The organism is Mycobacterium sp. 48b, assembly GCF_048282725.1.
Taxonomy (GTDB): Bacteria; Actinomycetota; Actinomycetes; order Mycobacteriales; family Mycobacteriaceae; genus Mycobacterium.
This window is the reverse complement of the sequence record NZ_JBLVUL010000001.1, coordinates 325,640-339,477: the sequence shown is the minus strand read 5'-3', so window position 1 is coordinate 339,477 and position 13,838 is coordinate 325,640. Positions and strand designations below refer to the sequence as shown.

Genomic DNA, 13,838 nt, shown 5'->3' with positions numbered 1-13,838 from the left:
CTAGTTGGGCGCCAACGCACTTTCGGTCAGGCGCGCGATCACCGGCGACAGCAGTTGCGCGTACTCGGCGGTGATGTGGTTGTCGTCGCGGAAGACCAGGGTGTTGCCGACGATCACCGGGCAGCGTTGGTCGGTGCAGAAATACCGGTCCAGCCGGGCGTACTGTCCGCCGCCGGCCCGCACCGCGGCGGCTTCTGCGGCAATACCGTTGTCGTTCAGGGCGATCGAGCGGCCGGGCGCGCAGACCGAGGCGTCGTCCATGTGTGCCGACAAGCAGGTCGGCACCGTGGTGTGGGGATCGGGAACCGGACCGAGCACCAGGACCCGTGCTCCGGTGCCGCGCAACTGCGACACCAGCCGGGTCAATCCGTCCAGCCAGGTGGGGTCGTAGCTGACGAACCCGAAGTCAGCGCCATAGCGCCGCACCATGTCCAGCACGATCAGCGACGGACGTTCCTTGGCGATCCGGGTCAGCACGTCGGCCCGCCACTGCTGGCATTCGGTGAACTCGCGCCCGAGGTACGGGCTCAGGATCGGGAGCTTCATCGGTGGGCAGGTGACTTTCGCGAAGGCCTCCAAGCGCCAACGGTGTTGCTGTGCTGCGGTTTCCAGGGCCGGCTGCCACATCCCCGCGTGCGAGTCGCCGATCAGTGCGACCTTGGTCGCCGACGCGGCGTCGCCGGATACGCAGTCCGGCACCGCCACGTCTTGCCAGGACAGGACACAGCCGTTGACGAACGCCTCGGGTTTGGTGATGTTGTCCAGCGGCGGTGACAGATTCGACGGCACTGCGCGCAGATCGGCCGACGCGGTCACCGCCGCCTGCACCTGCTGCTCGGGCGTCAGCGCCGGAGCAGCCGCGCGGGCCGGGCCGATCGCGACGACCGGAACCGCTGCGGGGCCCGATCCGGTCGGCACCGGACGCACCGCCAGCAGCACCAGGCCCGCGCAGACCGCCACCCCGGTCGCCGTCGCGCCGACGGCCAGGCTTCGCCACGATGAACCCCGCAGTGCCTCGGCGAACCGGGCCGGGTTCTCAACCAGGTGCAGCGTCAGGATCGCCAGGCCCAGCGACATCACCATCATCGCCAGCCGGCCCGCCAGACCCAGACCGTGACCGAACACCGCGGGCGCCAGCAGCAGTACCGGCCAATGCCACAGGTACCACGAATATGACAACCGGCCGAGCCCGCGCATCACCGGTTTCGAGAGCAGCCGTCCCACACCGAGATCGGGTATGGCGCAACCGGCCCCGATCACCAGCGCTGTCCCCATCACCGGAAGCAATGCTGCGGCGCCGGGGTACGGGGTAGCGGTGCCGAGCTGCATGCAGGTGGCCAGGATCAGTGCCAGGCCACCCCAGCCGACCAGCGCCGCACAGACGGGCGGAAGGCTGCGCCAGTGCGCCGCGGTCAGCGCGACCAGCCCGCCGGCGGCCAACTCCCACGCGCGGGTCGGCAGGGAGAAGAACGCCCAGGGCGGCATCGTCTGGGTCCATGACAGCGACACCGCCAGCGAGGCGCCGGCCACCGCTGCCAGCACGCACGCGTACGGGACAGCCGAACGGGTGCCCCGGCCTCTGCGGGTCAGCAGCCAGGCGGTGCCGAGGATCAGGGCCGGCCACAGCAGATAGAACTGTTCCTCCACGCCGAGTGACCAGTAGTGCTGCAGGGGAGAGGCCGCCGTCTCGGCCGCCAGATAGTCGGTCCCCTCCGCAGCGAAGCGGTAGTTCCCGACATACAGCGCACTGGCGATCGCGTCGGCCAGCACGGAGCGGGCCTGCAACGGGGGCAGCAGGACGGTGGCCGCCATCGATGTCGCGACCAGGACCAGTGCGGCGGCCGGGAGCAGGCGGCGGGCGCGCCCGGCATAGAACCGCGCCATCCGCACCGTCCCGGTGCCTGAGGCTTCCCGCCACAACAGGCCGGTGATGAGGAAACCCGACACGACGAAGAACACGTCGACGCCGATGAACCCTCCGCCGAACCCGGGCGCCCCGGCGTGAAACAGCACCACGGCAAGTACCGCGACCGCCCGCAGTCCCTCGATGTCGGGGCGAAACTGCTTGTTCGGCAGGGCTTTCCGACCGCTCGCGGTGCTGCCGCGGCGGACGCTGGGTTCCGCGAGGTTGGTCACTCTGTTCACTCGAGTAACGATCGTCGCACGGCAGGCGCTGTTGACCCTGGATTTGAGGGGCTTGTTGTGTGCCTGTTGCTAGCCTCATCCCGATGGGACGATCACGCATTGCGGCGCTGGCAGTGCTGTGCGGCCTGCTTTCGGGCTGCTGCGCTCCGACTCAAACCACGTCGTCTCCGGTGGCACCACCGGCCGCGGCGCCCGCATCTCCCTCGAAGTCAGCGGCAGCGGACGGCACCTGCGATCTGAGCGGTCTTCCGCCGGAGGCGGACCGGACCGTCGAGTTGATCCAGTCCGGGGGACCGTTTCCCTACCCGCGCAACGACGGGGTCGTGTTCGGGAACTACGAAGCCCGGTTGCCCAAACACGAGCGCGGCTACTACCACGAGTACACGGTCCCGACGCCGGGCAACAAACATCGGGGCAAGCGGCGCATCGTCACCGGTGGAACACCGCAGAACGACCCGCCCGAGTACTACTACACCGGCGACCACTACGAATCCTTCTGCCTGATCGGAGGCATGTGAAGACGTATCGGATCGATGGGACCAAGGTGGCCTCCAAGGCGGACTTCTTCACCGAGATGGGCCGGGCGGTCAACGGCGACGACGGTTACTTCGGCTCGAACCTGGATGCGCTGGCCGACTGTCTGCGCGGCGGCTTCGGCACCCCGGACAACCGCAGGTTCCGGTTCGTCATGACGTCCTACCGCAACATCAAAGAGGCGCTCGGACAAGACACCTGGAGCACGGTGCTCTCGATCTTCGCCACCGAGGGCGTCGACCTGTGGCTGGAGAGCTGACGCTCACCCGGTCCAGCAAATAGGGTACGGGACGGCTTACGCGCGTCCCACGCGGGCAATATCGCTGCAGCCGCGAGTTGGCAACGAGGTTCTGCGGCAACGGCGTTCACCGTGGGCCCGCGTCTTGTGGAAACTGGTTACGCTGGCATTCTGCGTGCCTATCGGTGCGGGGGTGACTGGCCGGCAACAGGCGGGAGCAACGGGCGCGTGACCAAGGAGCTGTCGACCGGGACGACGTGGCTGATGGCCCGCACCGAGGAGTCCGCACGCCTGTGGCAAATGCAGCCAGAGGTGATGGCCGCCGCGCTTCCGTACTATCGCGCGACGCTGACCCACTTCGTGGCACTCCATGGCGGCATCCTGTCTCCGACGCAGCCCACCTGCGACGGGTTCACCGCCACCTTCGACCGCGCATCCGATGCGGTGTCCTGCGCGCTGTACCTGCAGCTGACGCCGCTGGATCCGTTCGAATTGTGTATTGGTGTGCACACCGGACGTAGCGGCACCCAGCGGTTGCGCGATGTCGCCCATACCGGGCAGACGTTGATATCCGGCACGACGGCGTCATCGGTCGGCGGCGACCTCCCCTCCGGCGCCACCCTGAAATACCTTGGCGACCAACGCATGGGAGACGCCGAGCCTCAGGAACGGCTTCTGCAGCTGTGCCACCCGGGATTACGTAAGTACGTGCTGCCGTTGCGGATGCCCAATGCGGTGCTGGCGGAAATCCTGGTGAACTGACCGGCTGCTCAGTTGAAGGCCAGCCAGCTGGGCAGGGCCCGCTCGCGCGAATCGCACAGCACCTGACGGGTGTCGCAGTTCCCGCGGGGTGACCCGGCGCCGCTCCACATGCCGCCGGTGTCCCGGCGCAACACGATCGCCGAGGACCCGCCGCCGTCGAGCAGCAGCGCGTTGTCCGCCCCCAGCCCGCGGAACAGGTCCTGGATGTTGTCCGGGGTGTAGCTGCCGCCCTGGAAGACGAACAGCTGATCGGCGGCCCGGTTGTAACCGACGGCGGTGCGCGCTGCGCTGGGGCCGTTGTCGTTGAGCTGGCCGGTGTCGCCGGGAGCGAGGAGCCCGATGCCGGCGACCGCGACGAACCGGGCGTTCTGATCCAGCAGCCGTTGGATCACCGGAGTGGCCGAATCGTAGTCGTCTTTGCTCTTTGGCATCACCACGTAGGGGGCGCCGCCCATGGGCAGGATCATCGTGGCCAGTGCCGACCAGTGCTCGTTACCGCCGGACAGTCCCTGCTTGCCGGCGTAGGCCAGGGTGCCGGTGACTGCGGCGTTGGCCCGACCCTGCCCTCGGGTGTTGTCGACATAGGCGCCCAGTGGGGAAGAGCACTTGGTGTCGCGCCACGAGCCGCCCTGCTGCCCGCGCACGTCGAAGAAGTTGGCGTTGACCGCGATGGTCGGCTGTCCGAGGACCTGCCAAGCGGCAAGGGGTGCATAGGTTTCCGACGCCTGCCAGAGCCCTTCGCCGGTACGCGCGCCCGGGGTGCGCTCGCACCGGGACTGATACCCCTGGTGGCTGTCGACGAGCAGGCGCGGGTTGAGCCGGCTGGAGGCGTTCTTCATCGCCATCAGGTGGCCGCCGTTGTTCAGCGTGTAGGCGCGGCCGTCGGCGGCCAGGAACGGCGCGGCGAACTGGCCGCCGAAGTTGTAGACGAGGTAGGCGCCCTTGGTGTTGGCGATCGCGCCGAGCAGCAGCGCCCGGGCGTCTTCGGCGCGTGCGACGGGGGAGCCAGTGGTGGCCAGTGCCGCGCAGACGGCAACGGCGGACGCAGCGGCGACCGCACGGTGGAGGAGTTTTGCCAGGCCTGGCACGAACTACACAATAACCACACAGGAAACTCTGTCAACATGCGTAACAGCCTGGTCACGGTTGGGTCAAGGGGCGATCGCACCTGGTTGATCAGAGTTAGCTGGTTCGGCAGTCTCGGGCTTGCGCATCACCGCCGGCCGCAAACGCGCGGGCAGCGCGTACAGGGCCGCCGCGGACAGTGCCGCCACCGCGATCGCCCCTGCAGTGGTCAGCAGGGCGGGGGCCGCCGGGAACGCGCCCTCGAGCAGCATCGCGACACCGAAGATGACGAACAGCGCCGCCGCGCCCAGCTGGATCACCCGCTCGGGCAGGTGCTTGCCGGCGATCGCGCCGACCACGATGGCCAGTGCGTCGGCTGCCACCATGCCGATGGTCGAGCCGATCCACACGCCGACCCAGTCGTTGTCGGCGGCGAGCGTGATGGTCGCGAGCATCGTCTTGTCGCCGAGTTCGGCGAGCAGGAAGGCCGAGGTGACCGTGAAGAACGCCGGGGCGGTCGAGCGTTGGGCCTTGGTCGCCTCGTCGTCGGACAGCTTGTCGCCGCGCAGGGTCCACAGCCCGAAGAACACGAACGCCACCCCGGCGAGGATGCCGAGCAGGTGGGTCGGCAGTGCCGCGCCCAGGTAGTGGCCGACCGCGACGGAGATCAGGTGAACTGCGGTGGTGGCCGCGGTGATACCGACGAGCACCACCCACCAGCGGTAACGCAGCGCAAAGGTCATGGCCATCAACTGCGATTTGTCGCCGAGCTCGGCGACGAAGATGACGGCGAAGCTCAAGAGCAGAGCAGCGAGCACTCAACAACTCCTCGGTCGTTGGCTGCCGTCGGGGGCTGAATCACATGCCTCCGGCCGGCAACCCAATGGTCAACGGCCGAAGGTCTCGCCCACCGGTCCGTGACCGGTTCGGATAACCGGGCCGTTGATGCATCGCTGCGCGGCCAGTATGTCGAATATCCGATTGGGGGCTACTCCCCTTCGCTGTCCTCCACCATACGCACCCCGGACGGGACGACGCAAACCGTCCCGTCCGAAAGTGCTTATTCGACAATAAGTTTGGGGATCGACACGAGAAAGTTCGGGTGCCCTGACTCTGTTGGTTCAGGCGCCCACATATTCGGCCAGGTGTTGTCCCGTCAGCGTGGCACGCTCGGCGACCAGATCTGCCGGGGTGCCCTCGAATACGACACGGCCGCCGTCGTGCCCGGCGCCCGGTCCCAGGTCGATGATCCAGTCGGCATGCGCCATGACCGCCTGATGATGCTCGATCACGATCACCGACTTGCCCGAATCCACCAGCCGGTCCAGCAGGCCGAGCAACTGCTCGACGTCGGCCAGGTGCAGGCCCGTGGTCGGCTCGTCGAGGATGTAGGTGTCACCCTTCTCTCCCATTTGGGTGGCGAGTTTGAGCCGCTGCCGCTCACCGCCGGACAGCGTGGTCAGCGGCTGCCCGAGCGTCAGATAGCCCAGACCCACATCGGACATCCGCGACAGGATCTTCTGTGCGGCAGGGACTTTCGCGTCGCCGTCGGAGAAGAACGGCTCCGCCTCGCTGACCGGCATGGCCAGCACCTCGGCGATGTCGCGTCCGCCGAGGGTGTACTGCAGCACCGAGGCGCCGAACCGCTTGCCCTCGCACTCCTCGCATGTGGTCTCGACGGTGGCCATCACCCCGAGATCGGTGTAGATCACCCCGGCGCCGTTGCACGCCGGACAGGCGCCTTCCGAATTCGAGCTGAATAGGGCCGGTTTGACGTTGTTGGCCTTCGCGAAAGCCTTGCGGATCGGCTCGAGCAGCCCGGTGTAGGTGGCCGGGTTGCTGCGGCGCGAGCCGCGGATCGGGCTCTGATCGACCACCACCACGCCGTCCCGGCCGGCCACGGAGCCGCCGATCAACGAGCTCTTGCCTGAGCCCGCGACGCCGGTGATCACCACCAGGGTGCCCAGCGGGATGTCGACGTCCACGTCGCGCAGATTGTGGGTGTCGGCCCCGCGGACCGCCATGGCATCCTCGGACTTACGCACCGAATCCTTCAGCGCGGCACGGTAACCCAGGTGTTGGCCGGTGACGGTATCGCTGGCCCGCAGATCTGCCACGCTGCCCTCGAAGACCACCTCGCCGCCGGCCGATCCGGCACCGGGGCCCAGGTCGACCACATGGTCGGCGATAGAGATCGTCTCGGGCTTGTGCTCGACCACCAGCACGGTGTTGCCCTTGTCCCGCAGTGCCAGCAGCAGATTGTTCATCCGGGCGATGTCGTGTGGGTGCAGGCCGATGGTCGGCTCGTCGAACACGTAGGTGACATCGGTCAGAGACGAGCCCAGATGACGGATCATCTTGACGCGCTGGGCTTCTCCGCCGGATAGGGTGCCGGCAGGGCGGTCCAGGGACAGATAGCCCAACCCGATCTCGACGAACGAGTCCAGTGTGTGCTGCAACGCTGCCAGCAAGGGCGCCACGGACTTGGCCGCCGGCTTCTTTGCGAGGCTGTCCAGCCATGCCGCCAGATCGGTGATCTGCATCGCGCACAACTCGGCGATGTTGACGCCCTCGATCTTCACCGAGCGTGCGGTCTCCGACAGCCGGGTGCCGTCGCACTCCGGGCAGGTGGTGAACGTGACCGCGCGCTCGACGAACGTGCGGATGTGCGGCTGCATCGCCTCGACGTCCTTGGACAGGAACGACTTCTGGATCTGCGGGATCAGTCCGAGGTAGGTCAGGTTGACCCCGTCGACCTTGAGCTTCGTCGCCTCCTTGTGCAGCAGCGCGTCGAGTTCCTTCTTGGTGAACTTGTTGATCGGCTTGTCCGGATCGAAGAAGCCGCAGCCCCGGAAGATCCGGCCGTACCAGCCGTCCATGCTGAAGCCGGGGATGGTCAGGGCACCCTCGTTCAGCGATTTGGTGTCGTCATACAGCGCGCTCAGGTCGATGTCGTTGACCGCACCGCGCCCCTCACAGCGCGGACACATCCCGCCGACGATGTTGAACTCGCGACGTTCCTTGACGGTGCGCCCGCTCTTCTCGAGCGTCACCGCCCCCGCGCCGCTGATCGAGGCCACGTTGAACGAAAAGGCCTGCGGTGACCCGATGTGCGGCTTCCCGACTCGGCTGAACAGGATCCGCAGCATCGCCCCGGTGTCGGTGGCGGTGCCGACCGTGGAGCGCGGGTCGGCCCCCATCCGCTGCTGGTCGACGATGATCGCGGTGGTCAGCCCGTCGAGGACGTCGACCTCAGGGCGGGCCAGGTTCGGCATGAAGCCCTGCACGAACGCGCTGTAGGTCTCGTTGATCAGGCGTTGAGATTCTGCGGCGATCGTGTCGAACACCAGAGAACTCTTGCCCGACCCCGAGACGCCCGTGAACACCGTCAACCGGCGTTTGGGCAACTCGATGTCGACGTCCTTGAGGTTGTTCTCCCGGGCACCGGTGACCCGGATCAGATCGTGACTGTCGGCGGGATGCATCGGCTAGCGCGACTCCTGGATACGGACCATGTTGCCTGCGGGATCACGAAGGGCACAGTCCCGCACGCCGTATGGCTGCTCGGTTGGTTCCTGGACCACCTCGACGTCGCCGGCCTGCACTTTTTCAAACGTGCTGTCGAGATCCTTGGTGGCCAGCAGGAGCGTGCCGAACGTGCCCTTGGCCATCATCTCGGCGATGGTGCGGCGCTCGTCATCGGTGAGGCCGGGGGTGGCGAATGGCGGGTAGAGGACGACGGACGTGTCGGGCTGGTTCGGTGGGCCGACCGTGATCCAGCGCATCTTGTCCTTGCCGACGTCGAGGCGGACCTCGAAACCGAGCACATCGCGATAGAAGGCGAGGGATTCTTCCGGATCGTCGAGCGGCAACATGCTGGAGTGAATTGTGAGTTCCATGCGCTTCACGCTAGGTGGAGGCGGGTGGCGGGCGCTTCTCGATTCCTGATCGGTTTGGTGACCTGTTTCTCGACGCAGGACGGCATGCCATTTTTCACCCCGGCGGTCTGCTCCCGATACGCACTCGGCGGGATGCCGACGAGTTCGGTGAACCGGGTGCTGAACGTGCCGAGAGACGAACAACCGACGGCGAAGCAGACCTCGGTGACCGACATGTCGCCGCGACGCAGCAGTGCCATCGCGCGCTCGATCCGACGGGTCATCAGATACGAATAGGGTGACTCGCCATAGGCGATCTTGAACTGCCTGCTGAGGTGTCCGGCCGACATGTTCACGCCGCGGGCGAGCGCTTCTACGTTCAGCGGCTGCGCGTACTCGCGGTCGATCCGGTCCCGGACCCGGCGCAGCAGCTTGAGATCGCCTAGCTGTTGGTCGGCCACATCGGCGATCGTACGTCTAGGGAGCCAGCCGATACACCGCGCCGGCGTAGTCGTCGGTGATGTACACGGCGCCGTCCGGACCCGTAATCGCGGACACCGGACGGCCCCACCGGGTGCCGTCGTCGGCCTGGAAACCGCCGACCAGGGTCTGCTGCGGGCCCAATGTGGCGTTTTGCCAACCGAAGAACGACACCTCGGGCGCCTGTGGCGACTGCCGGTTCCACGAGCCGTGCACTCCGACGAGCGCTCCCGGCCCGAAGGGCGTCGGCAGCTCGGCGAAACTCATTCCCAGTGGGGCCGAATGCGCGCCCAAGGTCTGCTCGACCGGTGGCAGCGCCGCGCAATCCATCTCGCCTCCGTCGGCGTTGGTGTCCATGTCCCGGATGAACCCGGCCGGTGGTGTGCCGTCCGGATTGCAGTAGGGCCAACCCAATTCGCGTCCCGGCGTCACCTTGGCCACCGTTTCCGGTGGGTGGTCGTCCACATAGTCCTGTCGTACCCGGCCCTGTGGATCGGGCACGTTGTCGCGGTTGTTCACCGCCGTCCACAGCGAGCCGTCCGGCGCGAGGGCCAGGCCCGTGCCGTTGCGCACCCCGGTGGCGAACGGGGCGGCCGGGCCGCCACCGGGCGGTACCCGCATGATGGTGGCCCGCGGCGGCGAGGCCGTGCGGTCCTCGGCCGAGGTGTTGCCGGTCGAGCCGATCGAGAAGTACACCGCGCCATCGGATCCCACGACGACACTCTTGAGCGCGTGGGAATAGGCGCCGTGTAGCTCGGGGCTCTTGGCATCCGGGAGATCACCGGCGATGGTGCGGCGGTTGACGGCGCGGCCGTCGGCGTAGTCATAGGCGTCGACGCGGTTGCTCTCGGCGACATACAACGTCGTTCCTGCGAAGTAGAGCCCGTGCGGCTGCTCCAGCCCGTCGAGCAGGGTGCGCTGGACGGGGCGCACCGTCAGCACCTGCCCGGTGGCAGGCACCGACACCAGCAACGCGCCGTCCGGGGCGAACGCGGCCATCCTGGCCCTCGGTACCCGGGCGATCACCTCGATCGTCCATCCGGCGGGGATCAGGGCCTGACGAGGCACGTCGAGCGGGGCCCCGGCGAGTTCTGAGGGGACCCGCAGGGGCGTAGATGCCAGCCCGGCGGGCGGTTGCCCGGCGGCCGACGTGGGCGTCGGGGGCGAGGGTTCGGGATGCGTCCCACACGCGGCCAGTGCGGCCGCGGTGACGAGTGCGATCGCGCTACGCGCCGCCCAAACCCGCATTCATCTCCCAGACCAGGATCTCGGCTTCGGTGTCGGCGGTGACCTTCCCGCCCGAAGCGGTGAGCCGGGCGGCATCCCCCTCGGCGAGCGGTCCGGATCTCTCCAGCGTGACCGAACCGCGCGCGACGAAAAGGTGGACGTAGGCGGCCGATGGCAACTCGACCGCGTCACCGGGGTTCAGGCGGGCGCCGTACAGCGTGGCATTGCGGTTGTGCAGGGTGACGGCCGCGTCGACCGCGCCGGAGGCGATCGGCGTCAACGTGTTGGTCAGTTCGATCTCCTGCTGCTGATAGCCCGGCGTCACCCCGGCGGTGTCGGGGAGCACCCACATCTGCACGAAATGCACGGGTTCACTGGCAGATCCGTTCTTCTCGGAATGCTCCACACCCGTCCCCGCCGACATCCGCTGGGCCAGTCCCGGGTAGATCACCCCGGAGTTGCCCATCGAATCCTTGTGCGCGAGCTGACCGGACAGCACCCAGGTGACGATCTCCATGTCCCGGTGCGGGTGGGTGTCAAACCCAGCAGCCGGCGCGACGATGTCGTCGTTGTTCACCAGCAACAGACCGTGGTGGGTGTTGGCCGGGTCGTAGTAGTCGGCGAACGAGAACGAGTGCCGCGATTGCAGCCAGTCGGTCGTGCTGGCGCCGCGGTCGTCCGCGCGTCGGATGTCGACCCTGGACGTCCCGGAAGCCATGGCGCCAGCCTACCGACGGCCTTCGCTGACCAACCGGTGGATCGGGTACGGCAGGGGCTTAGTGTGTTGGGCGTGGAACTCAATGGAGCAAGCGCCATCGTCACCGGTGGCGCATCAGGTATCGGCGCGGCGACTGCCCGCCAGTTGGCTGCCAAGGGAGCCCGCGTCGTCGTGGCTGACCTGCAGGCGGATAAGGGCGAGGCCCTCGCCCACGAGATCGGCGGTGTGTTCGTCACTGTCGACGTCACCAACACCGACCAGATCCTCGACGCGGTCAACACCGCCGCCGACCTCGGTCCGCTGCGGGCCCTGGTGAACTCGGCCGGTATCGGCTGGGCCCAGCGCACCATCGGCAAGGACGGCGAGTTCGCCTCCGCGCACAACCTGGACGCCTACAAGAAGGTCCTGGCGATCAACCTGGTCGGCACCTTCGACTGCATCCGGCTGGCCGCCACCGCGATGAGCCGCAACGAGCTCACCGACACCGGCGAGCGCGGTGCCATCGTCAACATGACCAGCGTCGCGGCCTTCGACGGCCAGATCGGCCAGGCGGCCTACTCGTCGTCCAAGGGCGGCGTGGTCGGCCTGACCCTGCCCGTGGCGCGTGACCTGTCCGCCTCGGGCATCCGCGTCAACACCGTGGCTCCCGGCCTGATCGACACCCCGATCTACGGCGAGGGCGAGGCGTCGGAGGCATTCAAGGCCAAGCTGGGCGAGTCGGTGCTGTTCCCGCACCGCCTCGGCAAGCCGGACGAGCTGGCCTCCATGGTCGTCGAGCTGCTGACCAACTCGTACATGAACGCCGAGGTCGTCCGCGTCGACGGCGGCATCCGGATGCCACCCAAGTAACTCTCGCGAACAGACACGGAGGTCCCCCGGAGCTGAAGTGCTCCCCGGAAGTTGGACTGAGAAATTCAGTTTCTTCTTCTGGGGAGTACTTTTTTGCATCCTTCTAGTTCGTTGACTGAGGCCCAGCGCGGTGCGGCGGTAGCGTTGTTCGAGCAGGGGCGGGGCTATAGCGCCACCGCGAGGTATCTGGGAGTGAGCCGGGGGCCGGTTCGCGAGATACATCGCCGTTGGGTCCTGCATGGCAGGAAGGCGCTGGTGGCAAAACCGACCAAAACGCAGTACTCGTTCGAGTTCAAGCTCGAAGTGGTGCGCAAGGTGGTCGACGAGGGTGCGGCCGCCCAGCAAGTAGCTCAGCAGTACCGGCTGTCCTCAGCCGCGCTGGTGCAGACCTGGGTGCGGACCTACCGCCGGCTCGGTGAGGACGGGTTGAAACCCAAACCCAAAGGACGCCAACCCAAAGACGCTGATTCCTCGTCACAGGAGTTGACGGAGCTGGCGCGGCTGGAGCAGGAGAATGAGCGGCTGCGAGCCGAGAACGCCTACCTAAAAAAATTGCGGGCCTTGATGGCGCACGAACGGCGGTGAAAGCCGCCGCTGTCGCCGCTCTCAAGGCTGATCATCGGTTGCCGGTGCTGCTGGAAGTCGCGCAGTTGGCGCGGTCGACGTTCTTCTATCACCAGGGCAAACCCGAGGCGCTCGACCCGCGCGCCGACCTCAAAACCGCGATCACCGAGGTGTTTGAGGCTGCCCACGGCCGCTACGGGCACCGCCGCATCCACACGGTGTTGATCCGACGAGGTTTTGTGGTGGCCAAAAAGACCGTGCTGGCGTTGATGCGCGAGCTGGCGCTGATCTGCCGGGTGCGGCGCCGCCGGCGCTACACCTCCTACACCGGCGGGCCCGGTCAGGTCGCCGAAAATCTTCTCAACCGCGAGTTCAGCGCTGCCGCGCCGAATCAGAAGTGGGTCACCGACGTGACCGAGTTCCGCATCACCGATCGCAAGGTCTACTTGTCCCCGGTGCTCGATTTGTTCGACCGGTCGGTGGTGGCTTACGCGTGGTCGATGAGCCCGAATGTGGAGTTGACCAACACCTCACTGACCGCGGCGATCGCCACCTTGGAACCGGGTGAATGTCCGCTGGTGCACTCCGATCAGGGCTTCCAATACCGGCATTGGTCCTGGCGCAAGTTGCTCGGCGACGCTGAGGCGGTGCAGTCGATGTCGCGTAAAGCCAACTGCTATGACAACGCGGTCATGGAGAACTTTTTCGGTCACCTGAAGTCAGAAATGTTCCACCACAACAGGTTCGACACTGTCGAGGACTTCACTGCCGCCCTTGACACCTACATCCACTGGTACAACACCGAACGAATCTCGACAAAGCTCAAGGGCCTGAGCCCGGTCCAATACCGAGCCCAGGCCCTTGCCGCTTAAGCTCCAAACGTCAGTGTCCAACTTTCGGGGACCACTTCAAGCGCGCGTTCCGGGGGACTTTCGCGTCTGCTGGACAATCGTCAGGTGGCCGATACCTGGTGGGGCAACACGCTGATCGGCCTCGGCGCCGCCCTGCTGCTGAGCTGGCTCGTCCTGGTCATCGCGCTGCTGGCCGTACGGCCCCGCGGAAACCTGCTCAGTGAGGCGCTGCGGATACTTCCCGACCTGCTTCGGCTGATCCCACGGCTGGCCGCGGACAAATCGTTGCCGCGCGGCGTACGGATCCGGTTGGCGCTGCTGGTCGTCTATCTGGCGCTGCCCATCGACCTGATCCCCGATTTCATCCCGGTTCTCGGCTACGCCGACGACGCCATCATCGTGACCGTGGTGCTGCGCAGCGTCGTGCGGCATGCGGGCTTGGACGCGGTGCGGACGCACTGGCCCGGCACAGACGACGGGTTCGACGCCCTGGTGCGCCTGACCGGGCTCAACCGCTGAAGAGACGC

At 67.0% G+C, this 13,838-nt stretch carries 15 protein-coding genes and 1 pseudogene; 8 read left to right on the top strand and 8 right to left on the bottom strand.

Annotated features, from left to right (window positions below):
- Entirely contained in the window at nt 1-2,136 is a 2,136-nt protein-coding gene (locus ACNQR1_RS01590; RefSeq protein ID WP_418043544.1) for an acyltransferase family protein, read from the bottom strand.
- Nucleotides 2,137-2,228: 92 nt separating this feature from the next.
- Between ACNQR1_RS01590 and ACNQR1_RS01585 the strand changes: the two genes are divergently transcribed.
- The 3 genes from ACNQR1_RS01585 (at nt 2,229) to ACNQR1_RS01575 (ending at nt 3,679) form a co-directional block, all read left to right on the top strand.
- Nucleotides 2,229-2,663, top strand: a complete 435-nt coding sequence (locus ACNQR1_RS01585) for a ribonuclease domain-containing protein (protein ID WP_418043542.1) — start codon at nt 2,229-2,231, stop codon at nt 2,661-2,663.
- Nucleotides 2,660-2,938 carry a barstar family protein gene (locus ACNQR1_RS01580; RefSeq protein WP_418043540.1) on the top strand — a complete coding sequence of 93 codons (279 nt, stop codon included), beginning with the start codon at nt 2,660-2,662 and terminating at the stop codon, nt 2,936-2,938. The genes ACNQR1_RS01585 and ACNQR1_RS01580 overlap by 4 nt, the downstream gene beginning before the upstream one ends.
- A gap of 207 nt (nt 2,939-3,145) precedes the next feature.
- A complete protein-coding gene (locus tag ACNQR1_RS01575) occupies nt 3,146-3,679 on the top strand; it encodes a LuxR family transcriptional regulator (RefSeq protein ID WP_418043538.1) in 534 nt (177 codons plus the stop codon).
- 8 nt (nt 3,680-3,687) lie between these two features.
- Here the strand turns inward: ACNQR1_RS01575 and ACNQR1_RS01570 are convergent, their stop codons facing one another.
- The 7 genes from ACNQR1_RS01570 to ACNQR1_RS01540 all read right to left on the bottom strand — a co-directional run bounded on the left by ACNQR1_RS01570 (nt 3,688) and on the right by ACNQR1_RS01540 (nt 11,047).
- The gene (locus tag ACNQR1_RS01570) at nt 3,688-4,767 is read right to left on the bottom strand and encodes a phosphodiester glycosidase family protein (protein ID WP_418043536.1); all 1,080 of its coding nucleotides are present in this window, start codon (nt 4,765-4,767) and stop codon (nt 3,688-3,690) included.
- A 63-nt stretch (nt 4,768-4,830) separates the two neighbouring features.
- A complete protein-coding gene (locus tag ACNQR1_RS01565) occupies nt 4,831-5,562 on the bottom strand; it encodes a TMEM165/GDT1 family protein (protein ID WP_418043534.1) in 732 nt (243 codons plus the stop codon).
- 303 nt (nt 5,563-5,865) lie between these two features.
- Nucleotides 5,866-8,229, bottom strand: a complete 2,364-nt coding sequence (locus tag ACNQR1_RS01560) for an ATP-binding cassette domain-containing protein (RefSeq protein WP_418043532.1) — start codon at nt 8,227-8,229, stop codon at nt 5,866-5,868.
- Between the two features lie 3 nt (nt 8,230-8,232).
- Nucleotides 8,233-8,643, bottom strand: a complete 411-nt coding sequence (locus ACNQR1_RS01555; RefSeq protein WP_064881344.1) for a VOC family protein — start codon at nt 8,641-8,643, stop codon at nt 8,233-8,235.
- A gap of 5 nt (nt 8,644-8,648) precedes the next feature.
- Nucleotides 8,649-9,083: a helix-turn-helix transcriptional regulator gene (locus ACNQR1_RS01550; protein WP_418043530.1), complete on the bottom strand. Its 435-nt coding sequence runs from the start codon at nt 9,081-9,083 to the stop codon at nt 8,649-8,651.
- Nucleotides 9,084-9,099: 16 nt separating this feature from the next.
- On the bottom strand, nt 9,100-10,350 hold the full coding sequence (locus ACNQR1_RS01545) for a PQQ-dependent sugar dehydrogenase (protein ID WP_418043528.1): 1,251 nt from the start codon (nt 10,348-10,350) through the stop codon (nt 9,100-9,102).
- A complete protein-coding gene (locus tag ACNQR1_RS01540) occupies nt 10,328-11,047 on the bottom strand; it encodes a pirin family protein (RefSeq protein WP_418043526.1) in 720 nt (239 codons plus the stop codon). Before ACNQR1_RS01540 ends, ACNQR1_RS01545 begins: the two co-directional genes overlap by 23 nt.
- 72 nt (nt 11,048-11,119) lie before the next feature.
- Here ACNQR1_RS01540 and ACNQR1_RS01535 point away from each other — a divergent pair, with 72 nt between their 5' ends.
- The 5 genes and pseudogenes from ACNQR1_RS01535 to ACNQR1_RS01515 all read left to right on the top strand — a co-directional run bounded on the left by ACNQR1_RS01535 (nt 11,120) and on the right by ACNQR1_RS01515 (nt 13,830).
- On the top strand, nt 11,120-11,896 hold the full coding sequence (locus ACNQR1_RS01535; protein ID WP_418043524.1) for an SDR family NAD(P)-dependent oxidoreductase: 777 nt from the start codon (nt 11,120-11,122) through the stop codon (nt 11,894-11,896).
- Between the two features lie 93 nt (nt 11,897-11,989).
- Nucleotides 11,990-12,088, top strand: a pseudogene (locus ACNQR1_RS01530) (hypothetical protein); the annotation flags it as partial.
- 63 nt (nt 12,089-12,151) lie between these two features.
- Complete coding sequence (locus ACNQR1_RS01525) at nt 12,152-12,481, top strand: transposase (RefSeq protein ID WP_418050235.1); 330 nt, start codon at nt 12,152-12,154, stop codon at nt 12,479-12,481.
- The gene (locus tag ACNQR1_RS01520) at nt 12,478-13,332 is read left to right on the top strand and encodes an IS3 family transposase (RefSeq protein WP_418043522.1); all 855 of its coding nucleotides are present in this window, start codon (nt 12,478-12,480) and stop codon (nt 13,330-13,332) included. Before ACNQR1_RS01525 ends, ACNQR1_RS01520 begins: the two co-directional genes overlap by 4 nt.
- Before the next feature lie 84 nt (nt 13,333-13,416).
- Complete coding sequence (locus ACNQR1_RS01515) at nt 13,417-13,830, top strand: YkvA family protein (protein ID WP_418043520.1); 414 nt, start codon at nt 13,417-13,419, stop codon at nt 13,828-13,830.
- Nucleotides 13,831-13,838 lie beyond the last annotated feature (8 nt).

Excerpts from the sequence above, each read along its gene's own strand:
- ACNQR1_RS01585 (WP_418043542.1), top strand. The coding sequence starts at position 2,229 with ATGGGACGATCACGCATTGCGGCGCTGGCAGTGCTGTGCGGCCTGCTT.
- ACNQR1_RS01560 (WP_418043532.1), bottom strand. The coding sequence starts at position 8,229 with ATGCATCCCGCCGACAGTCACGATCTGATCCGGGTCACCGGTGCCCGG.
- ACNQR1_RS01555 (WP_064881344.1), bottom strand. The coding sequence starts at position 8,643 with ATGGAACTCACAATTCACTCCAGCATGTTGCCGCTCGACGATCCGGAA.
- ACNQR1_RS01545 (WP_418043528.1), bottom strand. The coding sequence starts at position 10,350 with ATGCGGGTTTGGGCGGCGCGTAGCGCGATCGCACTCGTCACCGCGGCC.
- ACNQR1_RS01540 (WP_418043526.1), bottom strand. The coding sequence starts at position 11,047 with ATGGCTTCCGGGACGTCCAGGGTCGACATCCGACGCGCGGACGACCGC.